The organism is Streptomyces sp. NBC_00078, assembly GCF_026343335.1.
GTDB lineage: Bacteria > Actinomycetota > Actinomycetes > Streptomycetales > Streptomycetaceae > Streptomyces.
The window spans coordinates 7,181,340-7,203,039 of the sequence record NZ_JAPELX010000001.1 but is presented as its reverse complement, the minus strand read 5'-3'; the positions used below and the strand labels follow the sequence as shown (position 1 = coordinate 7,203,039).

Sequence of the window (21,700 nt, the reverse complement as noted above, 5' to 3'; positions counted from 1 at the left end):
GCGCTTGGCCGTTGAGGTTCGAAGCATCCGCCGTTGTAAAGAAGTAGCACGATCGTTCGCATAGTTTTAGGCTCGGTGCATGGCTGTCACCGGAGCGGACGTTGTCGAGTGGGACCTGATCGCCGTGCGCGAGGCGGTGCGCGTGGTGGATCTGGCGCGGGACGAGGACTGGGAGCGGGAGACCCCGTGTGCGGGGTGGGACCTGAGGCGGCTCGTGGCGCACATGGCGGCCCAGCATCACGGGTTCGCGGCCGCCGCGCGGGGGGCAGGGCGGGAGGCGGCGCACTGGCGGGAGCCGGACGACATGCGCGAGCCGGGGCGGGTTCATCGGGTGGCCGCGGCGGCAGTCCTGGACGCCTTCGGTGAACCCGGCGCGCAGGAACGGGAGTTCGTGCTGCCGGAGCTGGGCGGGGGGGTTCCCGGGCGGACGGCGATCAGCTTCCACTTCGTCGACTACGTGGTGCACGCCTGGGACGTCGCCGCCGCGCTCGGGGTGGAGGTGCACCTGGCGGACGACGTGCTCGGCGCGGCGCTCGCCGTCGCCCGGCTCGTTCCGACCGATCCGGCGCGGCGGGGGCCGGGGTTCGCGTTCGCGCCCGCGCTGGAGGTTCCCAAGGGGGCCGGGGCACTGGAGGAGGCGCTGCGGTTGCTGGGGCGGGCGCCGGAGCAGTGGTCCGGAACGGCCCGGTGAGTGACGGGCGACTTTGCCGGGCGGTGGGAGCTGCCCGCCGGGCAACAGGCCGTCGAGCGCGCCCCGGCCGGGCGATCAAGGAGGCGGGCGGCCATCTCATCGTCGCTCACACCGGCCTCGACAAGCCGTCGACACGGACCGGCCGGATCCCGCTCACCCGTCGGGCCTGACGGGCCTGACGGGCCTGACGGGTGAGCGGGCCAACCTCAAATGTTGCTCTGAACGTGGGCCGGGCGGGGTTCGGTTCCCTGCGGCGGGGCCATACCCCCGTCACGTCCGAGGAGACGTGACGCCGGAGCCGGACGGAGCCGGACGGAGTCGAGGAGGGGGACGGACCATGGAGCGACTGGGGACGGGCATCGGGTGGCGGCCGGAGATCGCCGACGCCGTGGAGCGCATGCCGGGCATCGACTGGGTCGAGGCCGTGGCCGAGAACGTGTGCCCCGGGCACCTCCCCGAGTCGCTGCGGCGGCTGCGCGCCCGCGCGGTGACCGTGATCCCGCACGGCGTCTCGCTGGGCCTCGGCGGGGCCGACCGACCCGAGGAGAGCCGGCTCACCGCACTCGCCGAGCGGGCAGAGGCGCTGGGCGCGCCACTGGTCACCGAGCACATCGCGTTCGTACGGGCGGGTGGGCCGCTGACGGCGTCCCCGCTGCTGGAGGCCGGGCACCTGCTGCCGGTGCCGCGCACCCGGGACGCCCTCGACGTGCTGTGCGAGAACGTGCGGATCGCCCAGGACGCGCTGCCGGTGCCGCTCGCCGTCGAGAACATCGCCGCGCTGATCTCCTGGCCGGGCGAGGAGATGACCGAGGGGCAGTTCCTCTACGACCTCGCCGACCGCACCGGCGTACGGCTCCTGATCGACGTGGCCAACCTGCACACCAACCACGTCAACCGCGCCGAGGACCCGGCCAAGGCGCTCGCCGAGCTCCCGCTGGAGGCCATCGCGTACGTCCATGTCGCGGGCGGCTTCGAACGTGACGGCGTCTGGCACGACAGCCACGCCCACCCGGTGCCGGAGCCGGTCCTCGACATCCTGACCGACCTCGCGTCCCGGGTCTCGCCGCCGGGCGTGCTGCTGGAGCGGGACGAGAACTTTCCCGGACCGGGCGTCCTGGAGGCGGAGCTGGAGGCAGTTCGGGGGGCCGTCCGGAAGGGACGGGTGATGCGGGAGGAGGAGGCAGCGGCCACGGCGGCGGTCGTGGAGACGGGTGCCGCGCCCTCCCTGCCCGCCCCTCCGCCGACGCCCCCTGCGCCGGCTTCTCCTGCCCCTGCCATCGACGTCGACACCGAGGCCGCCCGTCAGCGGCTCGGGCTCGCTCAGGCCGCCCTGTTGTCCGCGCTCGTCGCCGGGACGCCCGTTCCGGAAGGGTTCGACCGGGTGCGGCTGGGAGTGCAGGCACGGGCGCTCGCCGGGAAGCGGGCGGACGTCGTGGCCAAGGTCGCACCCGAGTTGCCGGAGATCCTCGGCGACGCCTACCGGGCCGCCTTCCTCGCCTACGCCCACGGTCATCCGATGACCGGCGGATATCGCAGGGACGCCCTGGACTTCGCCGGGTATCTGCTGCTCGCCGGGCCCATCGGGGACGACCGGGCCCGGCGGGAACTCGGGGAGTGGTGGCTGGAGCGGTCGGGGCCCGTGCCGCGGTCGCGGCGGCCGGGGGTGCGGATGATGGCCAGGGCGGCCCGGCGGGTGCTGCTGCACCGCTGAGTGTGCCGCGGGCAACAGCCCGCGAGGCGCGGTTCACCCCGAACCCCTGAGTAATATGCGGTGCCGTACAGGAGGCACCATGCGACCGCGACCACCCGTCAAGGGCCGAGGGATATTCAGCGGCACCGGGATCATCGTCATCGGCCTGATGGCCACCCTGATGGCACTCGTCTTCCCGATCTGGTCGTACGCCGACCGGTCGGGGACCGGCGTCAGCACGCTGAACGCGCAGACCGTGTCGACGCAGTACGGGCCGCTGTCCGCCCTCGACCGTGACTTCATCACGAAGGTCCGGCTGGCCGGTCTGTGGGAGCTGCCCGCCGGGCAGGAGGCCCAGCAGAAGGGCACCACCGCGGCCGTACGCACGGCGGGGCAGCACCTCGTCGAGGGGCACACCTTCCTCGACCAGCGGGTGCGCGACGTCGCCGCCAGGCTCGGGCTCCCGCTGCCCGACGAACCGAGCGACCAGCAGAAGCAGTGGCTCGCGACACTGAACGCGGCCCAGGGCACGGACTACGACCGCGAGTTCGTCAACATCACGCGGCTGGCGCACGGCAAGGTGTTCTCGGTCGTCGCCCAGGTCCGCGCGACCACCCGCAACTCGCTGGTGCGCGCGCTCGCCGACGACGCGAACACGACCGTCCTGGACCACATCAAGGTCCTGGAGGCCACGGGCTACGTCGACTGGGACGCCCTCGCCCGGGACATGGCCTCCGCGAGCACTCCCCCGCTGACCGGCCCCCCGGCCCCGCCCGGTGCGGCGACGGACCCGAGCCCCGCCACGCCCCTCACGGCGTCGTCCCCGACCTATGCGCTGCCGCCGGCCGCCTCCAGCCCGCCGCCGCAACAGCCGTGAGCCCGGTGCGCACGCCAAACGGAACGTCACATGCAGACAACGCTCCGTCCGGATCGTGAACAGGGCATGGCGTTTCGCAGAGCATCTGGCATAGAAACGCGGCATGTTCTGGGTCCTTCTCCTGCTGCTGGCCTGGGCCGCCGCGGGCACCGCCTGCACACGACTCTGCCTGGCCGCCGTACGCACGGCGGCCGACGACGCGGACGCCGGAGCGGATGTCCGGCGGCATGGTCTGACGCTCTACGAGGCCGCGTTCCTGTCCGGCGGGCCCGGCCGCGTCGCCGATCTGACCATGGTCTCCATGGCCCGGCAACGGCGGCTGCTGCTCGCCCACACCGGTTGGGCGACCGTGGTCGATCCGCGCGGGCGGGACGACATGGAGCGGTCGGTCATAGGGGCCATCGGACCCGAGGGGCAGAGCAGGATCGCCCCGGTGCGCGCCGCCGCGGCCTCCGCGGACGCCGTCGCCGGCCTCGCCGACCGGCTCGTCGACGCCGGCCTGGCCGTGCCCGCCGCCGCCCGGACCACCGTCACGGCCGGAGTGCGCCAGGTGAAGCTCGCGGCCATGGCCGTGCTCTCGCTGGGGGCCGTCGCGCTGCTGGTGCCCGCCCAGCCGGACATGCCGCGCGGCTTGGTCGCCCTGTGGTTCGCCCTGCCGCTGGCGCTGACGCTGAGCTGCCTGGCCATCGCCCGGGTCGAGGTCCACCCGTATTCACGCTGGGCGTCCCCGGCCGGGCAACGCCTGCTGGGAGCCCTCACCCGGCGCCCCGGCAGCGGTGACGACCGTACGTACCTCACCACCGTCGCCGTACGAGGCGTCCGCGCGATCGGCGAACCGGACCTGCGCGCGGCCTTCGCGCACCGCGACCAGCCGTGGCGTGAACCGCACACCGGGGGCGCATAGGGGGCATTGAGGCCGACACCGCCGGGTCGGTGCTTGCCTTCTTCATACACCGAACGAAACATCCCTTTTGTCGCTGCCATGCACCGAAGGGATACGTCATGAGAGCTGCCGCCCTCTACTCGGCCGCCGGATCCTTGCTCCTGACCGCCCTCGCCGCCTCGCCGGCCGGCAGTACGCCCGTCGCACCGGACGCGACCGAGCAGCACGGCACCGCGGTGGCCGCCGCACGGGCCAAGGCCTCCGGCATCGACTTCGGCACGTGTGCCGACGCGAAGGACATGCCCGGCAGCCTGGAGTGCGGCACGGTGTCCGTTCCGCTCGACTACGCACAGCCCGGTGGCCGGCAGATCAAGCTGACCGTCACCCGGGTGAAGGCCACCCACAAGGACCCGCACAACAGCAAGCGCCATGTGCCCCGGCAGGGCGCGCTGGTCTACAACCCGGGCGGGCCGGGCGGCGACGGCCAGTACTTCCCCCTCGTCGGCCTGATCCCACAGTGGAAGCGCATCGCGGCGGCCTACGACCTGATCGGCTACTCCCCGCGCGGCGTCGGCCGGTCCGCGCCCCTGTCCTGCGAGGACCCCAAGCGCTTCTTCAAGGCGCCCTCGCAGGCTCCGACGTATCCCTCGGAGTCGTACAAGCAGGAACGCATCGCGCAGGCGAAGGCGTACGCGCAGGGCTGCGCCAAGCGGTCGGGCAGCGGGCTCCAGTACTACAACTCGCTCAACAACGCCCGTGACCTGGACGTCCTGCGGGCGGCGCTCGGCGAGGAGCGGATCACGTTCATGGGCGCGTCGTACGGCACCTACTTCGGCGCGGTGTACGCGACGATGTTCCCCTCGCACGTACGGCGGATGGTGTTCGACTCGGCGGTGGACCCGGCTCCCGACCAGATCTGGTACCGCAACAACCTCATCCAGTCGGCCGCGTTCGAGAGCCGCTGGGCGGATTTCCGGAACTGGATCGCCCGGCACCACGACGTGTACGGGCTGGGGAAGACGGCCGCCGCGGTCCAGCACAGCTACACCAAGGCGAGCGCGCGGCTGGCCGCCGAGCCTGCGGGCGGCAAGGTGGGGCCGGCGGAGCTGCAGGCCTCGTTCCTGCAGGCCGGGTACTACGACGACTACTGGCCGACGCGCGCCAAGGCACTGTCCGCGTATCTGAACGGTGACCCGAAGCCGCTGATCGACCAGGCGGGGCCCGCCACGGAGGCGGCGGCCGAGTCGGAGAACTCCAACGCGGTCTACACGGCCGTCGAGTGCAACGACGCGCCCTGGCCGACGGACTGGAAGGTCTGGGACCGGGACAACACGCGTCTGTCGCGCGTCGCTCCGTTCGAGACGTGGGACAACGCGTGGATGAACCTGCCCTGCGCCTACTGGCCCGCGCCCCAGCAGCAGCCCCTGGACGTGCGGACCGGGCCGGGTGAGCTGCCGCCGACGCTGATCCTGGCCGCCGAGCGGGACGCGGCGACGCCGTACGCCGGTGCGGAGGAGATGCACCGGCGGCTGTCCGGCTCGACCCTGGTGACCGAGCGGGACTCGGGCACGCACGGAGTCGCGGGCGGCCCGAACCGCTGCATCAACGGCTACCTGGATGCGTATCTGCTGGAGGGCCGGCTGCCGGAGCAGAGCGCGTCCTGCGCCCCGCACCCGGAGCCGAAGCCGGCCACGCCGGGCGACCGCTCCCACCCGACGCCCGCCAAGGAGTCGCTGAAGGGAAAGACCGCCCGCCGCTGACCACGGGGCTGCCTGCGACCTCCGGCCGGACACGGGGCGCCGTGTCCGGTCAGGCCAGGCCTTCGACCAGTTCGGCCACGGACTTGCGGCGCCCGGTGTAGAAGGGGACCTCCTCGCGGACGTGCATGCGGGCCTCGGAGGCGCGCAGGTGACGCATGAGGTCGACGATGCGGTACAGCTCGTCGGCCTCGAACGCGAGGAGCCACTCGTAGTCGCCCAGCGAGAACGAGGCGACCGTGTTGGCGCGCACGTCCGGGTAGCCGCGGGCCATCTTGCCGTGGTCGGCGAGCATGCGGCGGCGGTCCTCGTCGGGCAGCAGGTACCAGTCGTAGCTGCGCACGAAGGGGTAGACGCTGATGTAGTTGCGCGGCGTCTCGTCGGCGAGGAACGCGGGGATGTGCGCGCGGTTGAACTCGGCGGGGCGGTGCAGCGCCATGTTCGACCAGACGGGCTCCAGTGCACGGCCCAGCCTGGTGCGCCGGAAGAGGTTGTACGCCTCCTGCAGCTGGTCGCTGGTCTCCGCGTGCCACCAGATCATGAGGTCGGCGTCGGCGCGCAGGCCCGACACGTCGTACGTGCCGCGGATCGTCACGTCCTTCGCGGCGAGCTGGTCGAAGAGGTCCTGGACCTCTTCGGCGTAGCCCGCGCGGTCCTCGGGCAGCACGTCCTTCAGCTTGAAGACGGACCACAGGGTGTAGCGGATGACCTCGTTGAGGTCCTTGGCCAGCTTGCCCTTGTTCGCGATCCGGTCAGGGGCAGTGGTGGGGGCGTCGTCACTCATGCGGCTATTCTCCCGCTCCGCCGTGCAGGCTCTGCACCGGGTTGGCGGTGAGCTCCTGCACACGGCTCAGGTCGCCGTTGATCTGGTCCACAGCCGCGTACGCGCTCGCGATACAGGCCGGGATGCCGACGCCGTCGTACGGAGCGCCGCATACGGCCAGGCCCGGCAGTTTGGCGACATGCTCGCGGATGCGGGCCACGCGCGCGTGGTGGCCGACGGGGTACTGGGGCAGGCCGTCGGTCCAGCGGGTGACACGGGTTTCGAGGGGGGTGGCATCGAGGCCGGTCGCCGCCCGGAGGTCCTGGCGCGAGACGTCCACGAGGCCGGCGTCGTCGCGCTGGAGGATCTCGGTCTCGCCGTACCGGCCCACGGACGTGCGCAGGACGACCACGTCCGGGTTCTCCTCGGCGATCCAGCCCCACTTCTGGGAGGCGAACGTGGAGGCCTTGATGGTGCGTCCGTCGACCGGCGGCACGAGGAAGCCGCTGCCCTGGGGGAGCGTGGCGTCGGCGCGGCGGTAGGCGAGGGTGACCAGGGCCATGGACGCGTACTCGACGGTGGCGAGTTCGGTCGCGGCGGCCGGGGCCTCGGCGTGCAGGAGCGCCGCGGCGGCGGGGGCGGGGACGGCGACGACGACCGCGTCGGCGTACAGCACACGGTCCCCGGCGACCACCCGCCAGCCGTCGCCGTCCGCCCGGCGCAGTTCGGTCACGGACGCGCGTGTGACGATCTCGCCGCCGCGCGCCCGCACCGACTCCGCCACCGCGAGCGGCAGGCTGCCCACGCCGCCCTCGATGCCCATGAAGACCGGGCCGGTCTGCTGGGCCGCGGCCGCCTTGGCCTGGATCTCGCGGACGGCCTCGGTGAGCGAGTCGTGTGTCTTCGCGGCCTGGTACAGCTGCGGGACCGCCGAGCGCATCGAGATGCGGTACGCGTCGCCGGCGTAGACCCCGCCGAGCAGGGGTTCCACCAGGCGGTCGACGACCTCGCGGCCCATCCGTGCCGCCACGTACTCCCCGACCGCCACGTCGTCGCCGACCTCGGTGCGGGGCAGGCCGGCCTCGCGCTCGATGCGGGCGAGGCCCTCGTCGGACAGGACCCCGGTCAGGGCCGCTGCGGTGCCGGGGACACCCATGACGTGGCCCTTGGGCATGGGGCGCAGCGCGCCGCGGGTCCAGATCGAGGCCGTCGAGGTGGCCGGCGGCTGGAGGCGCTCGTCGAGGCCCGCCTCGCGCGCGAGGGCCACCGCTTCCGGTCTGCGGGCCAGCATCGACTCGGCGCCGAAGTCCACCCGCGCGCCCGCGATCTCGCCGGGCAGCAGCTTGCCGCCGACCCGTTCCGACGCCTCAAGCACGGTCACCCGGGCGCCGCCCTGCAACAGCCGGTGGGCCGCGGCCAGTCCGGCGATCCCGGCTCCGATGACGACGGCCTGCCCCGCACCCGTACGAGTCTCCGATTCGCGCATGTCCCCAGCCTCTCAGACCCCACTGACAGCCCGCCCACGCCCCGGTGTCCTTCACGAGTCCCGACCGTGACCGCATCGGGACCGCATCGGGACCGCACGGGTCCAACGTTCCGGCCGGTGCCGGCGTCGAAGGAGCGTCAGTCGTCACGACCCCCGGGGGTAGGCCCACATGCGCGCACAAAGCTCCGTACGACCTGTTCATGCCCTGGCCGGGCTGCTGCTGGCCACGGCGCTCGCACTGACCGGCTGCAGCGGCGCGAACGAATCCTCCGCGGGCGGCTCCGCCGACGGTGCCGCCGCGCGGAGCGATGCGCAGGGCGCCGCGCCGGGCGGTGCGAAGGACGCGGGCGGCGCCAGGGCGACCCGGGCGCCCAAGCTCGGCGCGAGCCGCATCATCCGCACCGCCTCGCTGACCGTGCAGGTCAAAGACGTGCCGAAGGCCCTCGACGACGCCCGCACGACCACCGAGAACGCGGGTGGCTACGTCGGCGACGAGACCACCAGCCGGGACGAGAAGGGCGGCGAACGCACCCGCGTCGTCCTGCGCGTGCCCGTCGACAAGTACGACGAGGTCCTCGCCGGCCTCCAGGGCGCGGGCAAGCTCCTCGACCGCACCGCGAAGGCCGAGGACGTCACCGACCAGGTCGTCGACGTGGACAGCCGCATCACCTCGCAGCGGGCCAGCGTGGCCCGGGTGCGCGAGCTGATGGACCGGGCCACCAAGCTCAGCGATGTCGTGGAGCTGGAGGGCGAGTTGAGCAACCGGGAGGCCGACCTGGAGGCGCTGCTCGCCCAGCAGGCGTCCCTGAAGGACCGCACGAGCCTCGCCACGATCACCGTGTCCCTTTCGCAGACGCCCGTGAAGACGACGGCCGAGGACGACGACCCCGGGTTCGTCGACGCGCTGGCAGGCGGCTGGGACGCGTTCGTGACGATGCTGCGCTGGCTCGCGGTGGCGCTCGGTGCGGTGCTGCCGTTCGCCGCGGTGGCGGCCCTGATCGTGCTGGCGTGGCTGCGGCTGGTCCGGCCCCGGCTGCCGCGCCGCCCGGCCCCCGCGTCCGCTTCGAGTTCCCTGGGCCCGCTGCCGGCGGCCCGCCCGGTTCCCCGGACCCCGGGCACGCGGGAGCACGACCAGGACTGAGCCCGGGACGGAGTGCGGGACGGAGAGCGGGACTGAAATGCACTGCCCACGTAGCGTGTTCACATGAACATGAGCCCTGGGCGGGAACGACTGGTCGTGATCGGCGGCGATGCCGCGGGGATGTCCGCGGCATCGCAGGCACGCCGTATGAAGGGTCCGGACGAGCTGGAGATCGTGGCGTTCGAACGCGGCCACTTCACCTCCTTCTCGGCGTGCGGCATCCCGTACTGGGTGGGCGGGGATGTCGAGGAGCGGGACCGGTTGATCGCCCGTACGCCCGAGGAGCACCGCGCGCGGGACATCGATCTGCGCATGCGGACGGAGGTCACGGAGATCGACGTGGCGGGCGGCCGGGTACGCGCGCGTGCCCTCGATTCGGGCGCCGAGTCGTGGACGTCGTACGACAAACTCGTGATCGCCACCGGGGCCCACCCGATCCGCCCGGACATGCCCGGCGCCGACGCACCCGGTGTGCACGGAGTGCAGACACTCGACGACGGGCAGGCGCTCATCGACTCGCTCACGCGCACGCGTGGCCGTCGCGCGGTGGTCGTGGGCGCGGGCTACATCGGCGTGGAGATGGCCGAGGCGCTCATCAACCGCGGTTACGAGGTGACGGTCATCAACCGCGGCAGCGAGCCGATGTCCACGCTCGATCCGGACATGGGCCGCCTGGTGCACGTGGCCATGGAGGGCATGGGCATCACCATGGTCAACGACGCCGAGGTGACCAAGGTGCTCACCGGCGAGGACGGCCGGGTGCGGGCGGTGGCCACCGAGGACGCCGAGTACCCCGCGGACGTGGTGGTGCTGGGCATCGGTGTACGCCCCGGGACCGCCCTCGCCGAGGCCGCCGGGCTGCCGCTCGGCAACCACCGCGGTCTCCTCACCGACCTCGCCATGCGGGTGCGCGGGCACGACAACATCTGGGCCGGCGGCGACTGCGTCGAGGTCCTCGACCTGGTCTCCGGGCAGGAGCGCCACATCGCGCTCGGCACCCACGCCAACAAGCACGGGCAGGTCATCGGCACCAATGCGGGAGGCGGTTACGCCACCTTCCCCGGCGTCGTCGGCACCGCGGTGTCCAAGGTCTGCGACCTGGAGATCGCCCGCACGGGCCTGCGCGAGAAGGACGCACGCAGGGTCGGATTGCAGTTCGAGGCGGTCACCGTCGAGTCGACGAACCGGGCGGGCTACTACCCGGACTCCTCCTCCATGACGGTGAAGATGCTCGCCGAGCGGCGGACGGGCCGCCTGCTCGGCGTGCAGATCGTCGGCAGGGAGGGCGCGGGCAAGCGCGTCGACATCGCGGCGGTGGCCCTCACCGCCCGTATGACGGTGGAACAGATGACGGCCCTGGACCTGGGCTATGCCCCACCCTTCAGCCCCGTCTGGGACCCGGTGCTGGTAGCAGCCCGCAAGGCGTCAAAGGCGGTGGCACAAGGCTCTTAGCGGTGGTGCAGGGCTCCTGGGGCCGCAGGGGACTGCGCGAGCGACCCCCCATGGCCCGCACCCGCCAACGGCCCCTGAACCGCCCCTAAGCCGACCCGTTGATCCGCTCGATCGCCTGCCGTGCCTGTTCCGCCGGAGGCCGCGGCGGCAGCGACGACACCGACGCCGTGGACGTCACCGCCGTCGGCTGCTCCCCCGCCGGCTTCGCGTGCGCGGCACTGCGCACGGATCGCAGCCGGTGACTCACCGCCTCGTCGAGGGTCACCGGCCGCTGCATCTGCGAAGCCAGCCGCCCCGCCTCCTGGCCGAGCCGGGCGACGTCCTCCCACGGGAGCCTCACCACCAGGGAGAGCTCCGCCTCACCGTCGGGCGTGGCCTGCATCGCAGGAGTAACTCGGTCGTTCATCGCCTGTTCCTCACGTCGTCCCCGCGACCCGCCTTCCCCGTGCCGCGGGCGGTTGAGGAGTCATACGCACGCGCGCGTGCCCGTGTTCACCGGTTCACCCCGCCCCCTGGGGGCACACATTCCTTGTGGTCATACCCGTCCATGACGTGAACCCGGTGCGCCGCACCCCCTGGGTGACGTACGCGCTGATCGCCGCGAACGTCCTCGTGTTCCTCTACACGCCCGGCCTCGCCGGTTCCGTGGCGGGCGACAGCAGCCTGTCGCAGACGTGCCATCTGCAGGCGTTCCTGGACCACTACGCGGCGGTACCACAGGAGTTGATCCACCATCAGATGCCGCGTGTGGTCCCCACGGGCGAGATCGGCAGGGCGACGAACGGCGCACTGGGCTGTGTGGTGGCCCCACCGGGCTACGACAAGTCGCCCGCGCTGTCCGTCATCACCGCCATGTTCCTGCACGGCGGCTGGCTGCACCTGCTCGGCAACATGCTCTTCCTGCTGATCTTCGGCAACAACGTCGAGGACCGCATGGGACACATCAGGTACGCGCTGTTCTACGTCGTCTGCGGCTACGCGGCGTCGTACGGCTTCGCGCTCCTCAACGCCGACTCCAGCGACCCGCTGATCGGCGCCTCCGGGGCGATCGCCGGTGTCCTGGGCGCCTATCTGGTGCTCTACCCGAAGGCCAGGGTCTGGGTTCTCGTGCCGTTCCTGGTCTTCCTGCCGCTGAGACTGCCTGCCTGGCTGGTGCTGGGCTTCTGGTTCGCGCTCCAGGCGGTCTACTCGTCGGGCGGGGGCGTCTCCACCGCCGGGACGGTGGCGTACGCGGCGCACGTCGTCGGCTTCCTGGTCGGCATGCTCCTCGCCTGGCCGCTCAAGCCGGGCACACCCCCGCCGCCGGAACCGCGCGGCCTGCTGTTCGGCAGGCGGGCACGGCCCCGGCACACCTGGTGAGGTGCCGTACGGAAAATCAGCGGGCGGTCTGCGTGTGCACGTACTCCACGAGCCGGGTCAGCGCGTCCGGGTCGGTGGTCGGCATGACGCCGTGGCCGAGGTTGAAGACGTGGCCCTCCAGGCCGGCGGCGGAGTCGAGGACCTCGCGGGTCTTGGTCTCGATGGCCTCCTTGGAGGCGAACAGGACCGTCGGGTCGAGGTTGCCCTGGAGCGCCTTGCCGGGGCCGACGCGGCGGGCCGCCTCGTCGAGCGGGACACGCCAGTCGACGCCGACGACGTCCGCGCCGGCCTCGCCCATGAGGCCGAGCAGCTCGCCGGTGCCGACGCCGAAGTGGATGCGCGGGACGTCGTAGCAGGCGACTGCGTCGAAGACCTTGGCGGAGGCGGGCAGCACGGAGCGGCGGTAGTCGGCCGGGGAGAGGGCGCCGGCCCACGAGTCGAAGAGCTGGACGGCCGAGGCGCCCGCCTCGATCTGCACCTTCAGGAACGCGGCCGAGATCTCCGCGAGGCGGTCGAGCAGGTCGGCCCAGAGCTCGGGGTCGCCGTACATGATCGCCTTGGCGTTCTCGTACGTGCGCGACGGGCCGCCCTCGACGAGGTAGCTCGCGAGGGTGAAAGGCGCGCCCGCGAAACCGATGAGCGGGGTCGAGCCGAGCTCGCGGGTCAGCAGGCCGATGGCCTCGGTGACGTAGGAGACGTCCTCGGGGGTGAGGTCGCGCAGCTGGGCCAGGTCGGCGCGGCTGCGGATCGGGCGCTCGACGACCGGGCCGACGCCGGGCTTGATGTCGAGGTCGATACCGATGGCCTTGAGCGGGACGACGATGTCGCTGAAGTAGACCGCCGCGTCCACGCCGAGCCGGCGCACCGGCTGGAGGGTGATCTCGGTGACGAGTTCGGGGCGGGTGCAGGATTCGAGCATCGGAATGCCCTCGCGCACCTTGCGGTACTCGGGCAGCGAGCGCCCGGCCTGGCGCATGAACCACACCGGCGTGTGCGGCACGGGCTCGCGCCTGCACGCCTTCAGGAAGGCGGATTCCCTGACCGCGTCGGGCGTGGTCGTCGGCAGCGTCTTGGCCTGGCCCGCGGGGCTCTCGTTCGCACTCACGACGGCAAGTCTCGCACGGCGCCGGAGCGGCGAAGGCAGGGGTTCACGGGGCACTATCCGGACATGCGGCCCCCGCACGGGTGTCCCTCCCTGCACGAAGCCCCCGTTCCCCTTAATCTTCCCCGCATGGCTGCGGCTCAGGGACGACTGTCGGACGGTGCTGACGGAATGGACGACACCAAGGAGGGGGACCGGGATGGGAGCAGTACACCGCCGTTGCCCTTCCGGGCTGCCGTCGACGCGCTGAAGACCGCGCGGCTGAGGTCGCAGATCGAGGTCGAGGCGACCCGCGCACCGCAGCGGCTCGCCCCCTTCGCGTACGCGCTGGAGGCCACCGTCGTCGACGGCGACCAGGATCTGGCCGACGGCCGGCTGGTGCTGCTGCACGATCCGGACGGACACGACGCCTGGCGGGGTACCTTCCGGCTGGTCACCCTGGTGCGCGCGGAGCTGGAGCCGGAGATGGCCGCCGACCCGCTGCTGCCCGACGTGTGCTGGTCGTGGCTGACCGGCGCGCTCTCCGCGCGCGGGCTGTCGTACGGCGAAGCGAGCGGCACCGTCACCCGCGCGAGTTCGCACTACTTCGGCGGGCTGTCGGAGCGCCCGGCCGCGTCACAGATCGAGATCCGCGCCTCCTGGACGCCCCGCGAGGGCCTGGGCGGCGTCCCCGACACGGCCGCCCACCTTGCCTCCTGGTGCGATCTGCTGGCCCAGGTCGCCGGGCTGCCGCCGGCGGGGCCGGGCGACGCGTCGATCGTGACGCTGCCGCAGCGGCGGGATCCGCAGGCGCGTTGACCGCCCTCTTTGGCCGCCTCCTTGACCGTCACTTTGTCGACTCGGCCACTTTCAGTCACGAACGGTCCTCGAACGGACCGATTCATTCATCGAGCGATCGATCGCTTGTCCGAATTGCACGGATTGTTACTCACTAAATCGTGATCTTTCCCTAAAGTGCTCCAGGTTTGGTGCCGAAGACGTCTGTGACCTTGAAAGCCGTCCCGCACCCCCAGGAGGCCTGGTGTCCGTTCTCCTTGAGCAGCCCGCAAGCCTGGTCGCCTACCGCCCGAACAAGCCGACCGCAATGGTGGTCGTGGCCGACCCGCGCGTCCGCTCCACCGTCACCCGCCATCTGTGGGCGCTCGGTGTGCGCGACGTCATCGAGGCCTCGTCCATCGCGGAGGCTCGTCCCCGCATCGGCAACCCCCGCGACATCTGCGTCGCCGACGTCCATCTCCCCGACGGATCCGGCCTCACCATCCTCTCCGAGACCCGCGCGGCGGGCTGGCCCAACGGCCTGGCCCTGTCCGCCGCCGACGACATCGGCGCCGTACGCAACGCCCTCGCGGGCGGCGTCAAGGGCTACGTCGTCACCGGCACCCGTACGAACGTCGGGCTCCCCACCCGGCCGGGCGCCGCCCCCATCGGCTCCGCCGCCGCCCGTATGCACCGCCGCCCCCCGGGTGCCCCGAGTCACCCGGGTGGCTACCGCGAGCTCTCCGGCCGCGAGGTCGAGGTGCTGCGTCTGGTCGCGGAGGGCCAGTCGAACAAGGCGATCGGCGTCTCCATGGGCCTGTCCGCGCTGACCGTCAAGAGCCACCTCGCCCGTATCGCCCGCAAGCTCGGCACGGGCGACCGCGCCGGGATGGTCGCGGTGGCCCTCCGGACCGGCATCATCCACTGACCCGTACGCAATCCACCGACCCGTACGTCTCGTTCATTCACGGACATGAACAGAGTCGACCGCTGATTCCCCGCCCGTGTCCCACCTGTCGTGAACCGGATCTTTCACCGACCTGACTGGTTTACGACCCCCAGGCGCCCGCCGACGGAACGTTACGTCGGCGGGCGCTGTCCATACACAGATACCCTTGACACGTGACCGACGCCCAAGAGACCGCAGCAGACAGCTCACTGCGAACCACCGGAGGCGCCCCTCCGGAAGACGGCGGAACATCTGTTACGGGGGCGCCCGATCCAGAGCCGGGCCAGGAGCCGATCCCTTTGCTCGAACCGCGCGAGGGCGTTCCGCCCGTGATCGCCGACGCGGACGCGCTCGCCGAGGCGGTCGCCGCCTTCGCGGCCGGTTCCGGCCCTGTCGCCGTCGACGCCGAGCGCGCCTCCGGCTACCGCTACGGCCAGCGCGCCTACCTCGTCCAGCTGCGCCGCGAGGGTGCGGGGACCGCGCTGATCGATCCCGTGGCCTGCCCCGACCTGTCGGCGCTCGGTGAGGCGCTTTCCGGCGTCGAATGGGTGCTGCACGCGGCGACCCAGGATCTGCCCTGCCTGCGCGAGATAGGCATGGTGCCGACGCGGCTGTTCGACACCGAGCTGGCCGGCCGTCTCGCCGGGTTCCCCAGGGTCGGCCTCGGCGCCATGGTCGAGGGCGTCCTCGGCTTCGTACTCGAGAAGGGGCACTCCGCCGTCGACTGGTCGACCCGTCCGCTGCCCGATCCCTGGCTGCGGTACGCGGCGCTGGACGTCGAACTGCTCGTCGATCTGCGCGACGCGCTGGAGAAGGAGCTGGACCGGCAGGGCAAGCTCGAGTGGGCCCGGCAGGAGTTCGACGCAATCGCCTCGGCTCCGCCGCCGGAGCCCCGCAAGGATCCGTGGCGGCGCACGTCCGGGATGCACAAGGTGCGGCGGCGTCGGCAGCTCGCCGTGGTGCGGGAGCTGTGGCAGACGCGGGACCGGATCGCCCAGCGGCGGGACGTGTCGCCGGGCAAGGTGCTCAGTGACGCCGCCATCGTGGAGGCGGCCCTCTCGCTGCCGGCCGACGTGCAGGCGCTGACCGCCGCGAACGGGTTCGGGCATCGCATGGGGCGGCGGCAGCTGGAGCAGTGGCAGGCCGCCGTCGATCGCGCGAAGGGCTTGACGGAGGCGCAGTTGCCGGCGCCGGGACAGCCGGTGACGGGGCCTCCGCCGCCGCGCGCCTGGGCCGACAAGGACCCTGCGGCCGCGGCCCGTCTCTCGGCGGCGCGGGCGGCCGTGTCCGCGTTGGCCGAGCAGCTGAACATGCCTCAGGAGAACCTGATCACGCCGGACACCGTGCGGCGCGTGTGCTGGGAGCCCCCGAAGGTCGTCGACGCGGAGACGGTCGGGGCGGCACTGGCGGGTTACGGGGCCCGGGCGTGGCAGGTCGAGCAGGTGACACCCGTACTGGTGGCCGCGCTGTCCGCCTAGCCGCCCCCGGCGGCACCTCACCCGGTCGCCCCTCGGGGGAAGCCGTTGCAGATGTACCGCTGCAGGCACAGGAAATCGATCAGTGTCGGCAGGATGACGAGAATCGCTCCTGCCGAGATCGTTTCCCAGTGGGCGCCGAAGGGGCCCTTGAAGTGGGACACGAACGTCGAGATCACGCCAAGATCCTGCGACGGCATGTGGACCAAGGGGATGTGGGAGTCGGTTCGGGGCGGACATGACTCGGACCCTGTTCGGGGTGATCATGAGGGAGGGGGCCCGGCTCGCATCCGGTGCCCACGAGTGCGCCCACGTGGCGGTGGTCGCACGTCAGCACAGCCCCGCGCCCCTCAAAAGGGGCGCTCCCCCGCCGCCCACTTTCGTGTGACGTTCGCCGCTCCACCCTCCAGGGCTGTGCAGCTACGTTACCCGTAAGTAGCATGGGTCCTGAGCGTGCGCTCAGCGCTTGCGCATTGCAGCAGTGCCATCCCGCATCTGGAGGAGAGCCATCGTGCCTCGTACCGTCAGGGACGTCGTCTTCGTCGACGGCGTCCGCACCCCGTTCGGCAAGGCGGGCCCGAAGGGCATCTACCACGAGACCCGCGCCGACGACCTCGTCGTGAAGGCGATCCGGGAGCTGCTGCGTCGCAACCCCGGTCTCGACCCGAAGAAGATCGACGAGGTCGCCATCGCCGCGACCACGCAGATCGGTGACCAGGGTCTGACGCTGGGCCGTACGGCCGGCATCCTGGCCGGGCTGCCGCAGTCGGTCCCCGGCTACTCCATCGACCGCATGTGTGCCGGCGCCCTGACCGCCGTCACCGCCACCGCGGGCTCCATCGCCTTCGGCGCGTACGACGCCGTCATCGCCGGTGGTGTCGAGCACATGGGCCGCCACCCGATGGGCGAGGGCGTGGACCCGAACCCGCGCTTCGTGAGCGAGAAGCTGGTCGACGAGTCCGCCCTCTTCATGGGCATGACCGCCGAGAACCTGCACGACCGCTACCCCACGATCACCAAGCAGCGCGCCGACGAGTACGCCGTGCGCTCGCAGGAGAAGGCCGCCAAGGCGTACGCCAACGGCAAGATCCAGCAGGACCTGGTGCCGATCTCGGTGCGCAACACCAACACGGAGGTCGGTGAGACCGGCTGGGGCCTGGTCACCGCCGACGAGCCGATGCGCCCGGGTACGACGCTGGAGAACCTGTCCGGCCTGAAGACGCCGTTCCGCGTCCACGGCCGCGTCACGGCCGGCAACGCGGCCGGTCTGAACGACGGCGCCACCGCCTCGATCATCGCGAGCGAGGACTTCGCCCGCGAGAACAACCTGCCGGTCAGGATGCGCCTGGTCTCGTACGCCTTCGCGGGCGTCGAGCCCGAGGTGATGGGCTACGGTCCGATCCCGGCCACCGAGAAGGCCCTCGCGCAGGCCGGTCTGTCGATCGAGGACATCAACCTCTTCGAGATCAACGAGGCCTTCGCCGTCCAGGTGCTCGCCTTCCTTGAGCACTACGGCATCGCCGACGACGACGCGCGCGTGAACCAGTACGGCGGCGCCATCGCCTACGGCCACCCGCTCGCTTCCTCGGGCGTGCGTCTGATGACGCAGCTGGCCCGCCAGTTCGAGGAGCAGCCGAACGTCCGCTACGGCCTGACCACCATGTGCGTCGGCTTCGGTATGGGCGCGACGGTCATCTGGGAGAACCCGCACCACAAGGACGCCGGAGGCAACAAGTGAGCACCACCGAACTCCTGAAGGGCGCGGCCGAGCTGTTCCCCGACGAGGTCGTGACATCCGCGCACGTACGCCACCTCGACCTGCCGGTCGGCGCTGGGCGCTTCGCGCTCATCACGCTGGACAACGGCTTCGACCACACCAAGCCGACCACCTTCGGCCCGGCCTCGCTCGCGAACCTCAACACCGCGATCGACCAGGTCGAGAAGGAGGCCGCGGCCGGCGAGATCGTCGGTGTCGGCATCACCGGCAAGCCGTTCATCTTCGCGGTCGGCGCCGACCTCAAGGGCGTCGAGCTGCTCAAGGAGCACAAGGACGCGCTCGCCATCGGCAAGGGCGGCCACGAGGTCTTCAAGCGCCTCGCGGGCATCGCGGTGCCGACCTTCGCGTACTACAACGGCGCGGCGATGGGCGGTGGCGTCGAGGTCGGTCTGCACTGCGAGTACCGGACCGTCTCCAAGGCCCTGCCGGCGTTCTCCCTCCCCGAGGTCTTCCTCGGCCTGGTCCCCGGCTGGGGCGGCTGCACGCTGCTGCCGAACCTGATCGGCGCCGACAAGGCCGTCTCGGTGATCATCGAGAACAGCCTCAACCAGAACAAGCAGCTCAAGGGCCAGCAGGTCTTCGACCTCGGGATCGCCGACGCCATCTTCGAGGGCGCCGACTTCCTGGAGCAGTCGCTGATCTGGACCGCGAACGTCCTCAAGGGCGACGTCAAGGTCGAGCGCCCGGTCATCGACCGCGGTGAGGCCTGGGACCAGGCCGTCGCCAAGGGCCGCTTCATCGCGGACTCCAAGGTGCACGGGGCCGCTCCGGCCGCCTACCGCGCGCTCGACATCATCGCCGCCGCCAAGAACGGCGACCTGCAGCAGGGCTACGACGCCGAGGACCAGGCCCTCGCGGACCTGATCATGGGCGGCGAACTGCGCGCCGGCATCTACGCGTTCAACCTGGTGCAGAAGCGCGGCAAGCGGCCGGCCGGTGCGCCGGACAAGTCGCTGGCGCGTCCGGTCACCAAGGTGGGCGTGGTCGGCGCGGGCCTGATGGCCTCGCAGCTGGCGCTGCTCTTCCTGCGTCGCCTGGAGGTGCCGGTCGTCCTGACCGACATCGACCAGGAGCGCGTCGACAAGGGTGTGGGCTACGTCCACGCCGAGATCGAGAAGCTGCTCGGCAAGGGCCGTATCAACCAGGACAAGGCCAACCGCCTCAAGGCCCTGGTCACCGGTGTGCTGGACAAGGCCGAGGGCTTCTCCGACGCCGACTTCATCATCGAGGCCGTCTTCGAGGAGATCGGCGTCAAGCAGCAGGTGTTCGCGGAGGTCGAGGCGGTCGCTCCGGCGCACGCGGTCCTCGCCACCAACACCTCCTCGCTGTCGGTCTCCGAGATGGCGTCGAAGCTGAAGAACCCGGAGCGGGTCGTGGGCTTCCACTTCTTCAACCCGGTCGCGATCCTCCCGCTGCTCGAGATCGTGCGCGGCGAGCAGACGGACGACGCGTCGCTGGCCACGGCCTTCGCCGTCGCCAAGAAGCTGAAGAAGACCGCGGTGCTGGTCAAGGACGCCCCGGCGTTCGTCGTGAACCGCATCCTCACCCGCTTCATGGGCGAGATCCAGAACGTCATCGACGAGGGCACCCCGGTCGAGGTCGCCGAGAAGGCCGTCGAGCCGCTCGGTCTGCCGATGTCGCCGCTGGTGCTCCTCGAACTCGTCGGCCCCGCGATCGGCCTGCACGTCTCGGAGACCCTCAACCGGGCCTTCCCTGACCGCTTCACGGTCTCCCCGAACCTCGCGGCCGTCGTGAAGGCGGGCAAGCGCGGCTTCTACGTCTACGACAGCGGGAAGCCGGAGCTGGACCCGGAGGTCGCCGCGCTGCTGAAGCAGGGCGACCTGGTGCTGGCCGAGGAGCAGGTGCGCGAGCGCGTGCTCGACGCGGTGGCGCAGGAGATCGGGCTCATGCTCGACGAGGGCGTCGTGGCCGAGGCCCAGGACATCGACCTCTGCCTGATCACGGGCGCCGGCTGGCCCTTCCACCTGGGCGGCATCACGCCGTACCTGGACCGCGAGGGTGTCTCCGAGCGCGTGACCGGCAAGAAGTTCCTGGCCCCGGGCCTCGCGAGCGTCCCGGCGTAACGGCGCTCCCCTGAAGGGGGCGGGCCGCACGGTATCGATTCCGTGCGACCCGCCCCCTTTTGCTGTCCGCCTGCGGATAGGATCTCCACACAGACAGATCAAATCTTCACATTCACCAGACGTTCTCTATCACTGGATCAGAGCTGGATCAGATCCGGATCAAGGCCGGATCCCCTCCGGTCCAGAGACGTCTCGAAGTCCTGCGGAGGAACTCCGTGGCGTCCACCCGCCGCCGCCGGCAACCCCGACGTCGGGTGTGGCCCAAGGTCAGGTTGTTCCTTCTCGTTGCCGTTGTGGCGGCGGGCGCCACGGCGCTGTATCCGATCTGGAAGAGGGCGAACCTGGACCCGCCCGAGCTCACCCTCCGGTACCGGACGGCGACCCCCGCTACCGCCGCGGCGGCCGAGCCCTCGCTGGAGATCTTCAACGAGTCGAAGAAACCGCTGCCGCTGAGCGAGGTGACGCTGCGGTACTACTTCACGGCGGACGACGGCTCGTACGCCTTCAACTGCGTCCAGGCCGCCTTCGGCTGCTCCGGCCTCGCCGGGAGCGTCGTCGAGCTGGACAGGCCGACCGAGACCGCCGACCACTACCTGGAGATCCGGTTCACGGACGGCGCGGGCACACTGCGGCCGGGCGCCAACAGCAAGGGCATCGACCTGCAGCTGTACCGCGTCGACCACAAGAAGCTCGACCAGTCGGACGACCGCTCCTTCGACGCCGGCAAGAAGACGTACCAGGAGTCGAAGACGGTCACCGCGTACAAGCGCGGCGTCCTCGCCTGGGGTGAGCAGCCGGACGGCAGCACGCCGGACGACGACGCCAGGAACGCCCCCGGGGCCGATCCCGTGCCGGACGTCCCCTCCGGTGTCCTCTTCGACAACTTCCACTACACCGGCGCGAAGGACCCCGCCCTCTTCAAGCACGGCTGGCTGGTCCGCACCAGCGACGGCGGGCCCGGCATCGAGGACACGTGGTCGGCGGACGGTGTCACCTTCCCCGCGCAGAAGGACGCCCTGGGCGACGGCCAGGTGCTCAACCTGCGCGCGAGCACGGACGGCACCAAGGCCGGCACGACGCAGGCCAGCGTGGGCACCTCCGGCCGGGAGTTCCGCTCCGGGACCTACGCCGCCCGGATCCACTTCAGCGACGACCCCGCTTCCGGCAGGACCGGCGACCACGTCAACCAGACCTTCTACACGATCGGCGGCAAGGGCTCGACGTACAGCGAGCTCGACAACGAGTACATGCCGAACGGCGGTTGGGGGCGGCTCGGCCCCAAGCTGGACAACGTGACCTGGCACACCGTCGAGGACCGTGTGTAGCCCACACTCGCTCAAAGTGCCCCTTGTCACGTACACATTCGTACAACCCTTTGCACACTTTGTGTGTCTCCTGTCACCGACTCCCCCTGTGTGACCCGGTTCGGTCGGGAAACGGAACGACAGGAGGCGCGCG

General features: G+C 71.4%; 18 protein-coding genes and 2 pseudogenes. 15 read left to right on the top strand and 5 right to left on the bottom strand.

What is annotated here, in order from left to right; translation table 11 throughout:
* The first annotated feature begins 79 nt into the window (after positions 1-79).
* The 6 genes and pseudogenes from OOK07_RS33620 (at position 80) to OOK07_RS33600 (ending at position 5,901) form a co-directional block, all read left to right on the top strand.
* On the top strand, positions 80-691 hold the full coding sequence (locus tag OOK07_RS33620; RefSeq protein ID WP_266800202.1) for a TIGR03086 family metal-binding protein: 612 nt from the start codon (positions 80-82) through the stop codon (positions 689-691).
* A gap of 15 nt (positions 692-706) precedes the next feature.
* A pseudogene (locus tag OOK07_RS43790) lies at positions 707-816 on the top strand (DUF4142 domain-containing protein); the annotation flags it as partial.
* A 212-nt stretch (positions 817-1,028) separates the two neighbouring features.
* Positions 1,029-2,402: an MbnB/TglH/ChrH family RiPP precursor modification enzyme gene (locus OOK07_RS33615; RefSeq protein WP_266800201.1), complete on the top strand. Its 1,374-nt coding sequence runs from the start codon at positions 1,029-1,031 to the stop codon at positions 2,400-2,402.
* A gap of 79 nt (positions 2,403-2,481) precedes the next feature.
* Positions 2,482-3,258, top strand: a complete 777-nt coding sequence (locus OOK07_RS33610; protein WP_266685574.1) for a DUF4142 domain-containing protein — start codon at positions 2,482-2,484, stop codon at positions 3,256-3,258.
* Positions 3,259-3,361: 103 nt separating this feature from the next.
* Positions 3,362-4,162 carry a TIGR04222 domain-containing membrane protein gene (locus OOK07_RS33605; RefSeq protein WP_266800198.1) on the top strand — a complete coding sequence of 267 codons (801 nt, stop codon included), beginning with the start codon at positions 3,362-3,364 and terminating at the stop codon, positions 4,160-4,162.
* Positions 4,163-4,260: 98 nt separating this feature from the next.
* Positions 4,261-5,901 (top strand): alpha/beta hydrolase, encoded by a 1,641-nt coding sequence (locus tag OOK07_RS33600; protein WP_266685572.1) that lies wholly within the window; start codon positions 4,261-4,263, stop codon positions 5,899-5,901.
* Between the two features lie 49 nt (positions 5,902-5,950).
* Here the strand turns inward: OOK07_RS33600 and hemQ are convergent, their stop codons facing one another.
* On the bottom strand, positions 5,951-6,682 hold the full coding sequence (hemQ, locus tag OOK07_RS33595) for a hydrogen peroxide-dependent heme synthase (protein ID WP_266685570.1): 732 nt from the start codon (positions 6,680-6,682) through the stop codon (positions 5,951-5,953).
* Between the two features lie 4 nt (positions 6,683-6,686).
* Positions 6,687-8,147 (bottom strand): protoporphyrinogen oxidase, encoded by a 1,461-nt coding sequence (gene hemG / locus OOK07_RS33590; RefSeq protein WP_266800195.1) that lies wholly within the window; start codon positions 8,145-8,147, stop codon positions 6,687-6,689.
* Between the two features lie 169 nt (positions 8,148-8,316).
* Between hemG and OOK07_RS33585 the strand changes: the two genes are divergently transcribed.
* Together OOK07_RS33585 and OOK07_RS33580 are read left to right on the top strand one after the other, a co-directional pair.
* Complete coding sequence (locus OOK07_RS33585; protein ID WP_266800194.1) at positions 8,317-9,288, top strand: DUF4349 domain-containing protein; 972 nt, start codon at positions 8,317-8,319, stop codon at positions 9,286-9,288.
* Positions 9,289-9,351: 63 nt separating this feature from the next.
* Complete coding sequence (locus OOK07_RS33580; RefSeq protein ID WP_266800192.1) at positions 9,352-10,740, top strand: FAD-dependent oxidoreductase; 1,389 nt, start codon at positions 9,352-9,354, stop codon at positions 10,738-10,740.
* 85 nt (positions 10,741-10,825) lie between these two features.
* On the opposite strand, the gene OOK07_RS33575 is transcribed toward OOK07_RS33580, so the two are convergent.
* On the bottom strand, positions 10,826-11,146 hold the full coding sequence (locus tag OOK07_RS33575) for a hypothetical protein (protein ID WP_266685566.1): 321 nt from the start codon (positions 11,144-11,146) through the stop codon (positions 10,826-10,828).
* A 125-nt stretch (positions 11,147-11,271) separates the two neighbouring features.
* Here OOK07_RS33575 and OOK07_RS33570 point away from each other — a divergent pair, with 125 nt between their 5' ends.
* Positions 11,272-12,099 (top strand): rhomboid family intramembrane serine protease, encoded by an 828-nt coding sequence (locus OOK07_RS33570; protein WP_266685565.1) that lies wholly within the window; start codon positions 11,272-11,274, stop codon positions 12,097-12,099.
* 16 nt (positions 12,100-12,115) lie between these two features.
* Here OOK07_RS33570 and hemE read toward each other — a convergent pair whose 3' ends face one another.
* A complete protein-coding gene (gene hemE, locus OOK07_RS33565; RefSeq protein ID WP_266800190.1) occupies positions 12,116-13,204 on the bottom strand; it encodes a uroporphyrinogen decarboxylase in 1,089 nt (362 codons plus the stop codon).
* 126 nt (positions 13,205-13,330) lie between these two features.
* On the opposite strand from hemE, the gene OOK07_RS33560 reads away from it, so the two are divergent.
* The 3 genes from OOK07_RS33560 (at position 13,331) to OOK07_RS33550 (ending at position 16,384) form a co-directional block, all read left to right on the top strand.
* On the top strand, positions 13,331-13,999 hold the full coding sequence (locus OOK07_RS33560; RefSeq protein WP_266685563.1) for a DUF3000 domain-containing protein: 669 nt from the start codon (positions 13,331-13,333) through the stop codon (positions 13,997-13,999).
* A gap of 223 nt (positions 14,000-14,222) precedes the next feature.
* Entirely contained in the window at positions 14,223-14,885 is a 663-nt protein-coding gene (locus OOK07_RS33555; RefSeq protein ID WP_030939825.1) for a response regulator transcription factor, read from the top strand.
* A gap of 194 nt (positions 14,886-15,079) precedes the next feature.
* On the top strand, positions 15,080-16,384 hold the full coding sequence (locus tag OOK07_RS33550) for a ribonuclease D (RefSeq protein ID WP_266685561.1): 1,305 nt from the start codon (positions 15,080-15,082) through the stop codon (positions 16,382-16,384).
* Positions 16,385-16,401: 17 nt separating this feature from the next.
* Here the strand turns inward: OOK07_RS33550 and OOK07_RS33545 are convergent.
* A pseudogene (locus tag OOK07_RS33545) lies at positions 16,402-16,605 on the bottom strand (carbohydrate ABC transporter permease); the annotation flags it as partial.
* Between the two features lie 287 nt (positions 16,606-16,892).
* Between OOK07_RS33545 and OOK07_RS33540 the strand changes: the two are divergent.
* The 3 genes from OOK07_RS33540 (at position 16,893) to OOK07_RS33530 (ending at position 21,567) form a co-directional block, all read left to right on the top strand.
* The gene (locus OOK07_RS33540) at positions 16,893-18,119 is read left to right on the top strand and encodes a thiolase family protein (RefSeq protein ID WP_266685560.1); all 1,227 of its coding nucleotides are present in this window, start codon (positions 16,893-16,895) and stop codon (positions 18,117-18,119) included.
* Positions 18,116-20,242 carry a 3-hydroxyacyl-CoA dehydrogenase NAD-binding domain-containing protein gene (locus OOK07_RS33535; protein ID WP_266800187.1) on the top strand — a complete coding sequence of 709 codons (2,127 nt, stop codon included), beginning with the start codon at positions 18,116-18,118 and terminating at the stop codon, positions 20,240-20,242. The genes OOK07_RS33540 and OOK07_RS33535 overlap by 4 nt, the downstream gene beginning before the upstream one ends.
* 272 nt (positions 20,243-20,514) lie before the next feature.
* A complete protein-coding gene (locus tag OOK07_RS33530) occupies positions 20,515-21,567 on the top strand; it encodes a cellulose binding domain-containing protein (protein WP_266800185.1) in 1,053 nt (350 codons plus the stop codon).
* Positions 21,568-21,700: the final 133 nt, after the last annotated feature.

What these genes read in the sequence shown, in the direction of transcription:
- OOK07_RS33620 (WP_266800202.1), top strand. Translation starts at nt 80, where the DNA reads ATGGCTGTCACCGGAGCGGACGTTGTCGAGTGGGACCTGATCGCCGTG.
- OOK07_RS33615 (WP_266800201.1), top strand. Translation starts at nt 1,029, where the DNA reads ATGGAGCGACTGGGGACGGGCATCGGGTGGCGGCCGGAGATCGCCGAC.
- OOK07_RS33610 (WP_266685574.1), top strand. Translation starts at nt 2,482, where the DNA reads ATGCGACCGCGACCACCCGTCAAGGGCCGAGGGATATTCAGCGGCACC.
- OOK07_RS33605 (WP_266800198.1), top strand. Translation starts at nt 3,362, where the DNA reads ATGTTCTGGGTCCTTCTCCTGCTGCTGGCCTGGGCCGCCGCGGGCACC.
- OOK07_RS33600 (WP_266685572.1), top strand. Translation starts at nt 4,261, where the DNA reads ATGAGAGCTGCCGCCCTCTACTCGGCCGCCGGATCCTTGCTCCTGACC.
- hemQ (WP_266685570.1), bottom strand. Translation starts at nt 6,682, where the DNA reads ATGAGTGACGACGCCCCCACCACTGCCCCTGACCGGATCGCGAACAAG.
- hemG (WP_266800195.1), bottom strand. Translation starts at nt 8,147, where the DNA reads ATGCGCGAATCGGAGACTCGTACGGGTGCGGGGCAGGCCGTCGTCATC.
- OOK07_RS33585 (WP_266800194.1), top strand. Translation starts at nt 8,317, where the DNA reads ATGCGCGCACAAAGCTCCGTACGACCTGTTCATGCCCTGGCCGGGCTG.
- OOK07_RS33580 (WP_266800192.1), top strand. Translation starts at nt 9,352, where the DNA reads ATGAACATGAGCCCTGGGCGGGAACGACTGGTCGTGATCGGCGGCGAT.
- OOK07_RS33575 (WP_266685566.1), bottom strand. Translation starts at nt 11,146, where the DNA reads ATGAACGACCGAGTTACTCCTGCGATGCAGGCCACGCCCGACGGTGAG.
- OOK07_RS33560 (WP_266685563.1), top strand. Translation starts at nt 13,331, where the DNA reads ATGGCTGCGGCTCAGGGACGACTGTCGGACGGTGCTGACGGAATGGAC.